15 protein-coding genes are annotated in these 13,412 nt (G+C 58.0%); 12 read left to right on the plus strand and 3 right to left on the minus strand.

Going from position 1 to position 13,412, the window contains the following annotated elements; genetic code table 11:
• Positions 1 to 2: 2 nt before the first annotated feature.
• A complete protein-coding gene (locus tag DSM117340_RS08970; protein WP_089890206.1) occupies positions 3 to 1,298 on the minus strand; it encodes an adenylosuccinate synthase in 1,296 nt (431 codons plus the stop codon).
• A gap of 120 nt (positions 1,299 to 1,418) precedes the next feature.
• Positions 1,419 to 1,769, minus strand: a complete 351-nt coding sequence (locus tag DSM117340_RS08975) for a DUF6614 family protein (protein WP_089891576.1) — start codon at positions 1,767 to 1,769, stop codon at positions 1,419 to 1,421.
• Positions 1,770 to 1,917: 148 nt separating this feature from the next.
• Here DSM117340_RS08975 and DSM117340_RS08980 point away from each other — a divergent pair, with 148 nt between their 5' ends.
• The 12 genes from DSM117340_RS08980 to DSM117340_RS09035 all read left to right on the plus strand — a co-directional run bounded on the left by DSM117340_RS08980 (position 1,918) and on the right by DSM117340_RS09035 (position 11,943).
• Positions 1,918 to 2,313, plus strand: a complete 396-nt coding sequence (locus DSM117340_RS08980) for a DUF6524 family protein (protein ID WP_089891573.1) — start codon at positions 1,918 to 1,920, stop codon at positions 2,311 to 2,313.
• A gap of 264 nt (positions 2,314 to 2,577) precedes the next feature.
• Positions 2,578 to 2,931, plus strand: coding sequence for a preprotein translocase subunit SecG (gene secG / locus DSM117340_RS08985; RefSeq protein ID WP_089890203.1), 354 nt, complete (start codon positions 2,578 to 2,580; stop codon positions 2,929 to 2,931).
• A gap of 167 nt (positions 2,932 to 3,098) precedes the next feature.
• A complete protein-coding gene (locus DSM117340_RS08990; RefSeq protein WP_089890199.1) occupies positions 3,099 to 4,742 on the plus strand; it encodes a CTP synthase in 1,644 nt (547 codons plus the stop codon).
• Positions 4,743 to 4,808: 66 nt separating this feature from the next.
• Positions 4,809 to 5,102, plus strand: coding sequence for a DUF1330 domain-containing protein (locus tag DSM117340_RS08995; RefSeq protein WP_089890197.1), 294 nt, complete (start codon positions 4,809 to 4,811; stop codon positions 5,100 to 5,102).
• Between the two features lie 125 nt (positions 5,103 to 5,227).
• On the plus strand, positions 5,228 to 5,521 hold the full coding sequence (locus DSM117340_RS09000; RefSeq protein ID WP_089891570.1) for a DUF1330 domain-containing protein: 294 nt from the start codon (positions 5,228 to 5,230) through the stop codon (positions 5,519 to 5,521).
• Position 5,522: 1 nt separating this feature from the next.
• Complete coding sequence (locus DSM117340_RS09005) at positions 5,523 to 5,969, plus strand: TerB family tellurite resistance protein (protein WP_245724407.1); 447 nt, start codon at positions 5,523 to 5,525, stop codon at positions 5,967 to 5,969.
• The gene (locus tag DSM117340_RS09010; RefSeq protein ID WP_089890194.1) at positions 5,966 to 6,403 is read left to right on the plus strand and encodes a TerB family tellurite resistance protein; all 438 of its coding nucleotides are present in this window, start codon (positions 5,966 to 5,968) and stop codon (positions 6,401 to 6,403) included. Before DSM117340_RS09005 ends, DSM117340_RS09010 begins: the two co-directional genes overlap by 4 nt.
• Positions 6,400 to 7,140 carry a PhnD/SsuA/transferrin family substrate-binding protein gene (locus DSM117340_RS09015; protein ID WP_089890191.1) on the plus strand — a complete coding sequence of 247 codons (741 nt, stop codon included), beginning with the start codon at positions 6,400 to 6,402 and terminating at the stop codon, positions 7,138 to 7,140. The genes DSM117340_RS09010 and DSM117340_RS09015 overlap by 4 nt, the downstream gene beginning before the upstream one ends.
• Before the next feature lie 79 nt (positions 7,141 to 7,219).
• Positions 7,220 to 8,533 carry a glutamine synthetase family protein gene (locus DSM117340_RS09020; protein WP_089890189.1) on the plus strand — a complete coding sequence of 438 codons (1,314 nt, stop codon included), beginning with the start codon at positions 7,220 to 7,222 and terminating at the stop codon, positions 8,531 to 8,533.
• Between the two features lie 59 nt (positions 8,534 to 8,592).
• Positions 8,593 to 9,282 carry a type 1 glutamine amidotransferase gene (locus DSM117340_RS09025; RefSeq protein ID WP_089890186.1) on the plus strand — a complete coding sequence of 230 codons (690 nt, stop codon included), beginning with the start codon at positions 8,593 to 8,595 and terminating at the stop codon, positions 9,280 to 9,282.
• Positions 9,279 to 10,640, plus strand: coding sequence for a glutamine synthetase family protein (locus tag DSM117340_RS09030; RefSeq protein WP_089890183.1), 1,362 nt, complete (start codon positions 9,279 to 9,281; stop codon positions 10,638 to 10,640). Before DSM117340_RS09025 ends, DSM117340_RS09030 begins: the two co-directional genes overlap by 4 nt.
• Position 10,641: 1 nt before the next feature.
• Entirely contained in the window at positions 10,642 to 11,943 is a 1,302-nt protein-coding gene (locus DSM117340_RS09035; protein WP_089890180.1) for an FAD-binding oxidoreductase, read from the plus strand.
• Between the two features lie 131 nt (positions 11,944 to 12,074).
• Here the strand turns inward: DSM117340_RS09035 and DSM117340_RS09040 are convergent, their stop codons facing one another.
• On the minus strand, positions 12,075 to 13,394 hold the full coding sequence (locus tag DSM117340_RS09040) for an aminotransferase class I/II-fold pyridoxal phosphate-dependent enzyme (protein ID WP_089890177.1): 1,320 nt from the start codon (positions 13,392 to 13,394) through the stop codon (positions 12,075 to 12,077).
• Positions 13,395 to 13,412 lie beyond the last annotated feature (18 nt).

Below are 13,412 nucleotides of genomic sequence, written 5' to 3' on the forward strand. Positions count from 1 at the left end.
CCTCAGTCCTGAAACGGGTCAGTGACAAGGATCGTATCTTCGCGCTCTGGGCTCGTGCTGACCATTGCCACAGGGCAGTCGATCAGCTCTTCCACACGGCGTACATATTTGATCGCCTCCGCAGGCAGATCGGCCCAAGAGCGCGCGCCCTCAGTGCTTTCAGACCAGCCCTTCATTTCCTCATAGATCGGCGTGCAGCGCGCCTGCGCGTCTGCCGCAGATGGCAGATAATCAAGGCGTTCACCGTCCAGATCATAGCCCACACAGATTTTCAGCGTCTCAAACCCGTCCAGAACATCGAGCTTGGTGAGCGCAATCCCGTTCACACCGCTCGTCGCGCACGTCTGGCGCAGCAGAGCCGCGTCAAACCAGCCACAGCGCCGCTTGCGCCCCGTTGTTGTGCCAAATTCGTGGCCACGCGTGCCAAGACGCTCGCCGTCCGCGTCCTCAAGCTCTGTGGGGAAAGGCCCCTCGCCCACGCGTGTGGTATAAGCCTTTACAATTCCAAGCACAAAATCAATCGAGCCAGGCCCGATGCCAACGCCCGTCGCCGCTTGCCCCGCGATCACATTGGAGCTTGTCACAAACGGATATGTGCCAAAATCAATATCCAAAAGCGCGCCCTGCGCCCCTTCAAACAAAATCCGCTTGCCAGCTTTGCGCTTCTCGCTCAGCACTTTCCAGACAGGCGCCGCATAGGGCAGAAGCTGTCCTGCAATATCTTGCAGCGCCTTGATCAGCGCCTCCCGATCGACAGGCTCGATGCCAAGGCCTTTGCGCAGCGGGTCATGGTGCTGAAGCGCGCGGTCAACACGCGCAATCAGCGTGGCCTCATCCGCAAGATCGGCCACACGGATCGCGCGACGGCCGACTTTGTCTTCATAGCATGGGCCAATGCCCCGTCCTGTTGTTCCGATTTTTGTGCCTTTGCTCGCGGCTTCTTCGCGGGCGCGATCAAGTTCCCCGTGAATCGGCAGGATCAGCGGTGTGTTTTCCGCAATCATCAGTGTCTCTGGGCTGATCTCGACGCCCTGTGCGCGCACAGTCTCGATCTCATTCATCAGATGCCAAGGGTCAAGCACGACACCGTTGCCGATCACGCTTAGCTTACCGCCGCGCACCACACCCGAAGGCAGCGCATGCAGCTTGTAAACTTTGCCATCAATAACAAGCGTATGGCCCGCATTGTGCCCGCCCTGAAAGCGCGCAATCACATCCGCGCGCTCTGAAAGCCAGTCCACAATCTTGCCTTTGCCCTCGTCGCCCCATTGTGCGCCGACAACCACTACATTTGCCATACTGGCCCCCTCAGATTCTGTGTTGAGTTCTCTGTCAAACCCGCGCTCGTATATCGCGCTGTTTCAAGGGGCGAAACACCTAATTCACGAAAACCCGTTCAGGGGCTTGGCAGCAAAACCTCAGATCAGCGCCATGCGCTCTGCGCGCTCGGGGTCTGGAAACGGGCGATAGAGCCCAATGTCGCACTCCCCCACCATCTGATGCATGGTGGTATAGAGCTGCTCGATCTCCTCATCGACTTGCCCCGCATAGCGAAACGCCTGATCAAGCTGGGTCATGTCCTTGACTTCGATCTCAAGCAGAAAATCTCGTGACTGCGGCGCCCCAAAGCCAAGCTTGCGGCGGCACAAGCGCCAACCCAAGATAACTTTCTGACTGAGCAAATGCTCCATCCAAGCCTCAACAGCCACAGCAAAGACAAGCGCCTTCGCATTGTCACGCAGGTCAATCTCGCAGTGATAAATATTCATGATCATTCCCTGACAGTCCTCCGCGCATCCTGTCATGCAAAGCCTACCAAAGCCTTAATCGCTGCAAGGCCCCTCCTTGACGCAAACAAGGCGCGCTTTACAGAGCCTGCCCAAAGGTGGCAAAATCCAAAAAAACGAGGGCATTTTTATGGGTTACATTTTACGCGTCTTGGCCGCCTTTGGCCTCTTGAGCCTGACTTACAATCCAACCCAATATAATTTTGCGCGTTGGGCCGAGGCCAATTGGAGCGCTCAAATGCCTCTGGCCGTACTTTTCGGGCTTCTGCTCCTTGTCGGCTACATTATCTACCTAAGAGCCACGCTGCGCTCGATCGGCCTCTTTGGTATGTGTCTTGTCCTCGCGTTGGTCGCCGCCCTGCTCTGGGTTGCGTCCGACTACGGCTGGCTCAGCTTTGAAAACCCGACTGTCAACATCTGGCTCGCCATCGTGGCGCTCTCCGTTGTCCTCGGGATCGGCCTCAGCTGGAGCCATGTGCGCCGCGCACTCTCGGGACAGGCCGATATGGATGATGTTGACGAATAATGAATCTCCCCTCGGCAACGCACGCTGGATTGACTAATTTTTCCTGACCAAAGCCCCCGTTTGGCCGGTGCGCGGGTTGTGCACGCATCGTGCACGCTTTTCACCCCCTCAGACTCGCCGTCAAAGAAGCGGATTAACCGAGCCAAACGCAGGCTTAAGCCCGCATTCATCTGTCTCAGGGCCAGACAGTCCAGAACACGGGTTGCGCGCCTTGGGGCTTTCCCCTAAAACCCGCCCAGACCAGTCTCAGGCATCGGGCATTTCATGGAAAACGTCGTTCTTATCGTCCATCTTATTTTGGCTTTGGCCCTCATCGGTGTTGTGCTTATGCAGCGCTCCGAAGGCGGCGGCCTTGGCATGGGCGGCGGCGGTGGCGGCGTTTCAGGGCGCGCAGCTGCGACAGCCCTTGGCAAAGTCACATGGATCCTTGCGATTGCTTTTATTTGTACATCTATTTCGCTGACAATTATCGCAGCGCAAAAATCTGCTGGTGGCTCCGTCATTGACCGCCTCAGCGATGTGACAGCGCCCGAAGCTGTGGAAGAACAGAGCACAACAGATACGCTCTTGCCCCCCGCAGAAGGCGACGATGCGCCGCTCGTTCCATCAGCCGACTAACCACTACACATTGACCCTGCGTTAAAAAGCGCAACATTATGTTGCGTCTCCATTGCCAAGCGGGGCCGAATCTACTATAGCTCAAATCCCGTGATGATGCGGTCTTTTCAGACCGTTTCTGAGCATTTTTGAGCGTCCTTCGCACTGCATTCACGGGAGTTACACACATGGCACGTTACATTTTCATTACGGGTGGTGTTGTTTCCTCGTTGGGCAAGGGCCTCGCCTCTGCGGCCCTCGGAGCGCTCCTGCAAGCCCGCGGATTTTCGGTGCGCCTGCGCAAACTTGATCCATACCTCAATGTTGATCCAGGAACCATGTCGCCCTTTGAGCATGGCGAAGTCTTCGTCACGGACGATGGTGCCGAAACCGATCTTGATCTGGGCCACTACGAACGCTTCACAGGCGTTGCCGCACGCAAGACTGACTCGGTCAGCTCGGGACGCGTCTATTCCAACGTTCTCGAAAAAGAGCGCCGCGGTGATTATCTGGGCAAAACCATTCAGGTCATTCCACATGTCACCAATGAAATCAAAGACTTCATCGAAATTGGCGATGATGAGGTCGACTTCATGCTCTGCGAAATCGGCGGTACAGTGGGCGATATCGAAGGCCTGCCATTCTTCGAGGCGATTCGTCAGTTCGCCCAAGAGCGCCCCCGCGGCCAGTGCATTTTCATGCACTTAACCTTGCTGCCCTATCTTGCGGCGTCTGGTGAACTGAAAACCAAACCAACCCAACACTCCGTCAAAGAGCTGCGCTCCATCGGCCTTCAGCCCGATGTACTTGTCTGCCGCTCCGAGCAGATCATCCCCGAGAAAGAGCGCGCCAAAATCGCGCTGTTCTGTAACGTGCGCCCCGAGGCGGTCATCCCTGCCTATGACTTGAAATCCATCTATGAGGCCCCGCTGGCCTATCACCAAGCGGGCCTTGACCAAGCTGTTCTGGACGCCTTCCAGATCAGCCCTGCGCCCAAGCCCGAGCTCAAAGTCTGGGAAGATGTCAAAGACCGCATCACAACCACAGACGGCGAAATCAATGTCGCCATCGTGGGCAAATACACACAGCTTGAAGACGCCTATAAGTCGATCAAGGAAGCGCTCATGCACGGCGGCATGGCCAACCGCGTCAAAGTCAATGTCGATTGGGTCGATGCGGAAGTCTTTGATAAAGGCGACGCAGCCCCTCACCTTGAAGGCTATCACGCCATCCTCGTGCCCGGCGGGTTTGGTGAACGCGGCACAGAAGGCAAGATCAAGGCCGCCCAGTTCGCCCGCGAGCGCAAAGTGCCTTACCTCGGCATCTGTCTGGGGATGCAAATGGCCGTTATCGAGGCCGCCCGCAACGTGGCCAAAATCAAGGATGCAGGCTCTGAGGAGTTTGACCATGAAGCAGGCAAAAAGCGTTTTGAACCAGTGGTTTACCACCTGAAAGAATGGGTTCAGGGAAATTACACCGTAACCCGCAAGGAAACTGACGACAAAGGCGGCACCATGCGTCTTGGCGCCTATGATGCCACGCTCGCCGAAGGCTCCAAGGTTGCCGAAGTCTACGGCACAACCGCCATCGAAGAGCGTCACCGCCACCGCTACGAAGTCGATGTGAAGTACCGCGAACAGCTCGAAGCTTGCGGGCTGACCTTCTCAGGCATGTCCCCTGATGGTCGCCTACCCGAGATTGTGGAGTGGAAAGATCATCCCTGGTTTATTGGCGTGCAGTTCCATCCAGAGCTAAAGTCAAAGCCCTTCGCGCCGCATCCGCTCTTCGCTGATTTCGTGCGCGCAGCTGTTGAGACATCCCGCCTCGTCTAAACGATCAAGGCTTGACGCGCGCACTCATCCGCCGCAGCCTGAGCGCTCTGAAAACAGGGGGGAAAAATGGCCAAAGCTTATTGGGTTGCACATGTCGACGTGTCAGATCCGCAGGTTTACGAGAAATACAAAGCTGCCAATGCGGCTCCGTTCGCTGAGTTTGGCGCGCGCTTTATCGTACGCGGTGGTGACCAAGAGGTGCGCGAAGGCACAGTCCGCTCCCGCACCGTTGTCATCGAGTTTCCAAGCTACGAGGCCGCGGTTGCCTGCTATGACAGCCCCGACTACCAAGCCGCTTTTGACATCCGCAAAGAGGTCTCCATCGGGGACATGGTGATCGTGAAGGGCTATGAAGACTGAAGCAATCGGCCGATGTTTCAACCAAGATCAAAGCCCGTGGAGCCGTGTTTGGCCCATGACCCGACTTGACGTTTGCGGGTGAACTCTCCAACTTGGAGGGCAAAGCGGTAGTAAAGGAAAAGCGCGTGAGCAAAGGCTATTGGGTTGGTCAGTTTGATGTCACCGATGATGCAATCTTCAACACCTATACACTCGCAAACATTGAGCCTTTCAAAGAATATGGCGCTCGGTTTGTCGTGCGCGGAGGGTCTCAGGAAAACCCCGAGGGCAGCTGGCGCAGCCGCACCGTCGTTATTGAATTTCCAAGCTATGAAGCCGCTGTTGCTTGCTATAACGATCCCAAATATCGAGCGGCGATGGCCGTGCGCAAGCTCGCTTCAATCGGAGATATCGTAATTGTTGAAGGCTATGAGGGCTGAAATGGAATTTATCGACCGTATTCTCTCCCGCTTTCACAAGTCCGCCCCTGTCCAAGCCCCGCTGCCCGAGCCTGACGCCAATATGGCCCTCGGGGCGCTAATGATCCGTGTGGCAAAGGCAGACAAAAGCTATGCCGTAGAAGAAATTGCAAAGATAGACAAAATTCTTGCCAAACTCTTCGACATCAACCCTGTCGAAGCCGCCAAAATGCGCGCGCTCTGCGAGAAGCTGGAGGCCAAGGCTCCGCACGAGGGCAAATTCGCCAAACTCATTCACGACAGCTTGGACGAGGACAAACGCCTCAATGCGTTACGCGCCCTCCACGCAGTCATGCATGCTGACGGGATAGACCGCCCCGAAGAAGAAACCGTGCTGCAAGAAACAAGTCTCGCACTGGGCTTTGCCACGCTCCCCACGAACCTGTCCGAAGGCTTTGAAAAACAATGATAAAGGGATTCTTTGAGCGCCTCCTCGGCGCAGGCGACAGCACTGCATCAGACGCAGACGCCCGCCTTGCCCTCACAGCGCTTCTAGTCCGCGTGGCCCGCGCCGACTTTAGCTATGACGCCGTAGAGCAGGCCCAGATCGACAAGGTGATTTCTCGCCGCTACGCGCTTTCGTCCGCCGAAACAGAGGCCCTGCGCCACGAGGCCGAAGCGCTTGAGGCCGACGCGCCAGACACCGTCCGCTTTACCCGTGCCATCAAAGATGCCGTGCCCTATGACGAGCGGATTGCTGTCGTTCAATCGCTCTGGTCCGTTGTCCTCGCAGATGCAACACGCGACGAGCACGAAGATGCGCTCCTGCGCATGGTTGCAAATCTGCTTGGTGTCTCTGATCGCGACAGCAACCTCGCACGCCAACGCGCATCAGGCGCATGATCGCCTCTCTGCCGATGTATGATCTGCCCGCGCTTCACAGTGCGAACGATCTTTTTTGGCAAGCCATCCGCGCCACTCTCGGCCACGGGCCAGCGGCTCTCACCCGCACAGGCGATCTCTGGGATCACTGGCAATCGCCTGATCTCCTGCTCTCCCAGACCTGCGGCTTTCCCTACCGCGCGCGCCTCCACGGACATGTGCAGCTTGTCGCCACGCCTGACTTCGGCCTGCCCGACTGCCCCGCTGGCCACTACAACTCGGTCTTTGTCGCCCGCCGGACTGACAAAGTCAGCGCGCTCGAAGACCTTGCAGGCAAGCGCTTTGCCTTTAACGAGCCAATGTCCCAATCGGGCTGGGCCGCGCCCAAAGTGCATCTCGACAGTCTCGGCCTCGCCCATGGCCCCCTTGTCCAGACAGGCGGGCACGCTCTGTCTGCCGCCGCCGTTGCCGAAGGCAGCGCCGATTTTGCAGCCCTTGATGCCCAGACATGGCGGCTTCTCACCCGCCACACCCCGCTTGGCGAGGCGCTCGACGTCGTCGCCCAGACCGCGCCCACACCAGCCCTGCCCTACATTACAAGCCTGACCCAAGATGCAGACGCACTCTTCGCCGCGATGAGCACAGCCCTCTCCACCCTTGATTCGGCCACACAAGACGCCCTTGGCCTTAAGGCTTTGGTCACCGTGCCGAGCCAAGATTACCTCGCAGTCGCCACACCAAAACCGCCTCAGATCTGATCTTTTCATCAAACCCCTTGCGCAACATAGGGGGCTTCTGGCATCGTGCCCGAAGATTTGATCAAATTATGGCGACCCCATGTTACCCGACTTAAGTTCTCTTCGTATCGCGGCCTCTGACCTAAACGGAAGGATGCGCGGCAAGCGCCTGCCCGCCGATTTTATGCGCAAAGTCGAAAACGGCGCAGTCCGTATGCCCCTCTCGGTTCTCAATGTCGATATTTGGGGTGCAGACATCGATGATAACCCGCTGGTTTTTGAAACTGGTGACCGCGACGGCTATATGCAGCCCACAGGCCGCGGCGCTGTTCCGATGCCATGGTTGTCTGATGACGCCTATCTCATGCCCGCCACCATGCTCAAAGAAGACCAGACCCCCTTTGAGGGCGACCCACGCCGCGCGCTTGAACGCGTGCTTGAGCGCTACACGGCCAAAGGCTGGGAAGTTCGCGCTGCCGCGGAAATGGAATTCTATCTTGTCGATGACAGTGGCGAGACGCCCGTGCAGGTCAAGAACCCGCGCACTGGCCGCCCGCTTGTCGGCGCCAATATCCTCTCACTGGCCGAGCTTGACGCCTTCGAACCCTTCTTCAACTCGCTTTATCGCGCCTGTGATATGATGGATATCCCCGCACAAACAGCGATTTCAGAGGTCGGAACAGGCCAGTTTGAGATTGATATCAATCACCGCGAAGCCATGGAAGCCGCTGACAACGCTTGGCTTTTCAAGACAATGGTCAAAGGCATCGCGCGCCAGCACAATATGGCGGCAACCTTCATGCCAAAGCCCTTCGCAGGCGACGCTGGCACAGGCCTTCATGTGCATTTCTCGGTTGTGGACGCTGACGGCAATAACGTCTTTGATGACGGCTCAGAGGAAGGAAATGACACCCTGCTCCACGCTGTTGCTGGCTGCCTTGAGGCCATGCGCGCTTCGACACTCGTGTTTGCGCCCCACGGCCCAAGCTATGACCGGATCGTGCCAGGCGAACACGCTCCAATTTCGGTTTGTTGGGGCTATGAAAACCGCACCGCCGCAATCCGTATCCCCGCAGGCCCGCCCGCTGGGCGGCGCATCGAGCACCGTATCGCTGGCGGAGACACCAATATCTATCTTCACCTCGCCGCTGTGCTTGGGGCCGCTATCGACGGTATCGAGCGCAAGGCGACACCCCCCGCCCCGATCACAGGCAATGCCTATGAAGGTGAGCACCCCGAGCTTGTGACCAATTGGAACGACGCCATTGATCTCTTTGAAAATGATCCACTAATCGCCCAAATCTTCCATCCTCGGTTGATCGAAAACTTGGTGATGACCAAGCGCCAAGAGCTGCGGCTGCTGGCCGATATCCCGCCCGAAGACCATTGGATGACATATCTGGAAACTGTTTAAGCCCCTCTTGCGCGGTTCATCAGGCCGCAATAGTCTGGGTTTGATCAAATAGGTGACACATGAAAATCGGTATTTTGCAAACGGGGCATGCACCCGACGAGCTTCTGGCAACAGAAGGCGATTATGACGCTATGTTCCGCAGTCTTCTCTCAGGAGAAGGCTTCACGTTTGAAACTTTCAATGTCGTTGATGGCGCATTTCCGAGCGGGCCAGAGGCCGCAGATGCCTGGCTCATCACAGGCTCCAAGCACGGCGCCTATGAAGACCACGCTTGGATCCCGCCCCTCGAAGACCTGATCCGCGCGATCAGCGCCACAGCAAAGCCCCTGATCGGCATTTGCTTTGGTCACCAAATCATCGCGCAGGCTCTGGGCGGCAAGGTCGAGAAGTTCGCAGGCGGCTGGGCCGTAGGCCGTCAAACCTATGATATGGATGGCAAAAAGCTCGCCGTAAACGCATGGCACCAAGATCAAGTTGTCGCCCTGCCTGCTGCCACCAAAGTCCTCGCGGGCAACGCCCATTGTGAAAACGCCGTACTGATGATCGGTGAAAATACCCTGACAATCCAGCCACACCCTGAGTTTGGCGCAGGTGTCATCGCGGGGCTGATCGCCCATCGGGGCGGGGCCGTGCCAGCCGAGCTTCTGAACGCGGCAAAAGCCGAACTTGAAAACACAACAAACCGCGGCATCTTCCGCGATATGATGGTCGCGCATCTCAAACGCCAGACAGCAGAGGCCACATCATGAACGATGAATGGACAAGCCAACTTCCCGAAGCCGCCCAAGCCTATCTCGAAGGCCGTAAGCTTGACGAGGTCGAGTGTATCATCTCCGATCTGCCCGGCATCGCCCGCGGCAAGGCGGTTCCTGCAACAAAATTTATGCGGCAGGAGTATTTCCACCTTCCCGACAGCATCTTTTACCAGACCATCACTGGCGACTGGGGTGAAGCTGCAGGCGACGACGGATTTATAGAGCGAGACATGATCCTGCGCCCTGACATGAGCACAGCAACAGCCGCGCCATGGACAGGAGACTGGACCCTCCAGATCATTCATGACGCCTATGATCGCAAAAACAAACCGATCGAATTTGCGCCCCGCAACGTGCTCAAGCGCGTGGTCGAGCTCTATCGAAAGCAAGGTCTTGAGCCCGTTGTTGCGCCGGAGATGGAGTTTTTCCTCGTGGCGCGCAACATCGACCCCGCCAAAAAGATCGAGCCAATGATGGGCCGTTCGGGCCGCCCTGCCGCAGCGCGTCAGGCCTATTCCATGACTGCCGTTGACGAATTCGGCCCCGTGATCGACGACATCTATGATTTCGCCGAAGCGCAAGGCTTTGAGATCGACGGGATCACCCAAGAAGGCGGCGCAGGCCAGCTTGAAATCAACCTTGTGCATGGCGACCCTGTGAAGCTCGCCGATGAGGTTTTCTTCTTCAAACGTCTCATCCGCGAAGCCGCCATGCGCCACGATTGCTACGCCACATTCATGGCCAAGCCCATTGCCGACGAGCCAGGCTCTGCCATGCACATTCATCATTCGGTTCTTGATATAGAGACAGGGCAGAATATCTTTTCTGGGCCGCAAGGCGGCGAGACGGACGCGTTTTTTCACTACATCGCGGGTTTCCAAAATCATCTGCCCGCCGCAATCGCAGTTATCGCGCCCTATGTTAACTCCTATCGCCGCTACGTGCGCGAACACGCCGCTCCAATCAATCTTGAGTGGGGCCGCGACAACCGTACCACAGGTATCCGCGTCCCCCTCTCCAGCCCCAAGTCGCGGCGCGTCGAGAACCGCCTCGCAGGGATGGATTGCAACCCTTATCTCGGCATCGCGGTGTCGCTCGCCTGTGGCCTCATTGGCCTCAATGAAGAGAAGCGCCCCGACCGCCAGTTCAAGGGCGATGCCTATGAAGGCGAAGAGGATATCCCGCGCGAAATGGGCGCAGCCCTTGATCTCTTTGACGAAGCCAGCGCGCTACACGAAGTGCTCGGCCCAGAGTTTGCCCGCGTCTATTCCATCGTGAAACGCGCCGAATATGAAGAGTTCCTCGGCGTCATCTCGCCTTGGGAGCGTGAACACCTCTTGCTCAACGTTTGATATGAACCTTCTTTACTCAAACGACACGCAAGGCGCCTTCCCGCGCAGCTGGTATGCCGCGACCGCTCACGAGCGCACACCAGCGCCCCAGCTTCGAGGCGATGCCGCCGCAGATATCTGCGTTGTCGGAGGCGGCTTCACAGGACTCTCCGCTGCGCTTCACTTGGCCGAGCGCGGCTACTCTGTCGCGCTCATTGAAGCGCACCGTGTCGGCTTTGGCGCGTCAGGCCGCAATGGCGGCCAGCTCGGCTCTGGCCAACGCGTCGAGCAAACCGATCTTGAGAAAATGGTTGGCGACGCCGAGGCACGAAAGCTCTGGGAGCTTGCAGAAAACGCCAAAGACCTCGTTAAGCAGCTGATCTCAAAACACAACATAGACTGCGATCTCAAACCAGGCATCGCCCATGCAACGTTTTCCGCCTCAGAAACCGCCCATGAACACGCCTATGTCGAGCACCTCCAAAGCCGCTACGGCTACGATCAAATCACCGCTCTGAGCGAGGAGGCTTTACGCGCACTTTGCCCCTCGCCTCGCTACAAGGGCGGCTCGCTTGATATGGGGGCGGCACATCTGCACCCGCTGAATTACGCCTTGGGCCTTGCGCGCGCCTGCGAAAACGCTGGTGTCACCTTTTATGAAAGCACCCACGTCCATCACATCGAAGACGGGGCTAAAGTCACTTTGCGCTGCGACACTGGCCGCGTCTTGGCCGATCATGTGATCCTTGCGGCCAATGGCTACCTCGGCGGGCTCAACCGCCGCGTCGCAGGCCGCGTCATGCCAATCAACAATTTTATCGCCGCGACTGAGCCGCTCGGAGAAGACGCGGCGCGCGTGCTCACCAAAGACATTGCCGTGGCCGACAGCAAATTCGTTGTTAATTATTTCCGCCTCTCGTCAGACAATCGCCTCCTCTTCGGCGGCGGAGAAAGTTACGGATATAAGTTCCCCGATATCGACAAAACCGTGCGCAAACCAATGATCGATATCTACCCACACCTCAAAGACATACGCTTTGATTATACATGGGGCGGCACCCTCGCCATCACGATGAAGCGCCTGCCTTATCTCGCGCGCCTTGCGCCCAATATCCTCTCCGCTTCGGGCTACTCGGGCCATGGCGTCGGAACAGCCACTCAGGCGGGCAAGCTCATGGCCGATGCGATCGCAGGCGAGGCCACGGGGTTTGACACAATGGCGCGCATCCCCAACACGCCCTTCCCGGGCGGAGCAGCCCTGCGCACCCCGCTCCTCACCCTCGCCATGACATGGTATGCCCTGCGCGACCGCCTCGGCGTCTAACGCATCCTCCCAAAAATCCGCCCCCGTCTTTCTCTTTCCCTAAATATCCCGGGGGAGTGGGGGCTGGCCCCACCAAATAAGGGGGTCTGGGGGCAACGCGCCCAGCGGGTCGCGCGCATCAGCGCATGACACTACGCATGAATAAAATGCACGCGATCAAACTCACCTCGCCACGCCGCAACATCGCGCGCAACAGCCTCGGCATCATTGCCCAAAAGCCCGCGCGCAATCAGCGCGGCCAGCCTTGGCGCATCCGCCGCCGTCATGCCCCAGCGTACAAGCTCGGGCGTGCCGATCCGAAGGCCATTCATGTCACCCGTCACCGTCTCGATCGGCAGGCCAATCCCGCAGGCCAGAAAGCCAGCTTGCCGCAGCTTTTTGCTCGCCGCCTGTCCACCACCAAAGCCCGCCGCCTCAAGCGCAAACTGGTGGCTCTGCGTCGCACCGTGCTTACCTTCAAACACAGGCAGCCCTTCCGCCTTCAGCGCCCCAGCCAAAGCCTGCGCCATAGCAATCATCTCGGCTGCGTAGCCTTGCCCAAAGTCGCGCCAGTCCAGCAGTGTCACAGCCAATGCCGCCGATTTCGCCGCATCAAAGTTTGCCGTCATGCCCGGGAAGGCAATCGCATCGAGCCGCTTCACCAGCTCCGCGTCATTGCTCACAATCAAGCCGCCAGCTGGTCCACCAAGGCTTTTATAGGTGCTCATCGTCATCAGATGCGCGCCTTCACTCAACGGATTCCGCCAAGCCTTACCAGCAATAATTCCACATTGATGTGCAGCATCAAACAAAAGCACAGCGCCCACTTCGTCGGCAATCTCACGCACTTGCGCCACAGGATGTTCATACAGGTTAAGGCTCCCGCCCAGCGAAATAAGCTTGGGGTTTTCAACTCTCGCCAGCGCGCGCAAGCCATCGACATCAACGGTATAGCCGTCTGCCAAAACAGGCGCATCGATCACACGCAGACCATAAAGCCCCGCACAGCCTGCCGCATGGTGCGTCACATGCCCACCAATGCTCGCAGGAGGTGCAATGATCGTGTCGCCAGGTTTGCAGCTCGCCATGAAGGCATAGAGATTGGCAATCGCCCCAGATGGCACGCGAATCTCGGCAAATTGCGCCTCGAAGACTTCACAGGCCAGTGCAGCCGCGATCACCTCGATCTCCTCAATCGCCTCAAGCCCCATCTCGTATTTGTCACCAGGGTAGCCCAGCGAGGGCCGCGAGCCGATCCCGCTCGAGAGAAGCGCCTCGGCGCGCGGGTTCATCACGTTGGTCGCAGGGTTGAGGTTAAAGCACTCTGCCTCGTGAATGCGCTTGTTGTCGGCTGCCAGCGCCTCGATCCGTGCGAGCACATCGCTCGAGGCCGCGGCCCCTGTTTCACCCGCCACACGCATCACAAGGCTTTCGCAACCTGTCGGAACCCAGTTTCTCTTTTGCAACGTCATGATCGCTCTCCAAATTTC

Origin of the sequence: Lentibacter algarum, from assembly GCF_040580765.1 — a bacterium.
GTDB lineage: Bacteria > Pseudomonadota > Alphaproteobacteria > Rhodobacterales > Rhodobacteraceae > Lentibacter > Lentibacter algarum.

Coding starts and splice junctions, on each gene's coding strand:
- DSM117340_RS08970 (WP_089890206.1), bottom strand. CDS start 1,298: ATGGCAAATGTAGTGGTTGTCGGCGCACAATGGGGCGACGAGGGCAAA.
- DSM117340_RS09040 (WP_089890177.1), bottom strand. CDS start 13,394: ATGACGTTGCAAAAGAGAAACTGGGTTCCGACAGGTTGCGAAAGCCTT.
- DSM117340_RS08980 (WP_089891573.1), top strand. CDS start 1,918: ATGGGTTACATTTTACGCGTCTTGGCCGCCTTTGGCCTCTTGAGCCTG.
- DSM117340_RS08995 (WP_089890197.1), top strand. CDS start 4,809: ATGGCCAAAGCTTATTGGGTTGCACATGTCGACGTGTCAGATCCGCAG.
- DSM117340_RS08975 (WP_089891576.1), bottom strand. CDS start 1,769: ATGAATATTTATCACTGCGAGATTGACCTGCGTGACAATGCGAAGGCG.
- DSM117340_RS08990 (WP_089890199.1), top strand. CDS start 3,099: ATGGCACGTTACATTTTCATTACGGGTGGTGTTGTTTCCTCGTTGGGC.
- DSM117340_RS09005 (WP_245724407.1), top strand. CDS start 5,523: ATGGAATTTATCGACCGTATTCTCTCCCGCTTTCACAAGTCCGCCCCT.
- DSM117340_RS09020 (WP_089890189.1), top strand. CDS start 7,220: ATGTTACCCGACTTAAGTTCTCTTCGTATCGCGGCCTCTGACCTAAAC.
- DSM117340_RS09025 (WP_089890186.1), top strand. CDS start 8,593: ATGAAAATCGGTATTTTGCAAACGGGGCATGCACCCGACGAGCTTCTG.
- DSM117340_RS09015 (WP_089890191.1), top strand. CDS start 6,400: ATGATCGCCTCTCTGCCGATGTATGATCTGCCCGCGCTTCACAGTGCG.
- DSM117340_RS09035 (WP_089890180.1), top strand. CDS start 10,642: ATGAACCTTCTTTACTCAAACGACACGCAAGGCGCCTTCCCGCGCAGC.
- secG (WP_089890203.1), top strand. CDS start 2,578: ATGGAAAACGTCGTTCTTATCGTCCATCTTATTTTGGCTTTGGCCCTC.
- DSM117340_RS09030 (WP_089890183.1), top strand. CDS start 9,279: ATGAACGATGAATGGACAAGCCAACTTCCCGAAGCCGCCCAAGCCTAT.
- DSM117340_RS09010 (WP_089890194.1), top strand. CDS start 5,966: ATGATAAAGGGATTCTTTGAGCGCCTCCTCGGCGCAGGCGACAGCACT.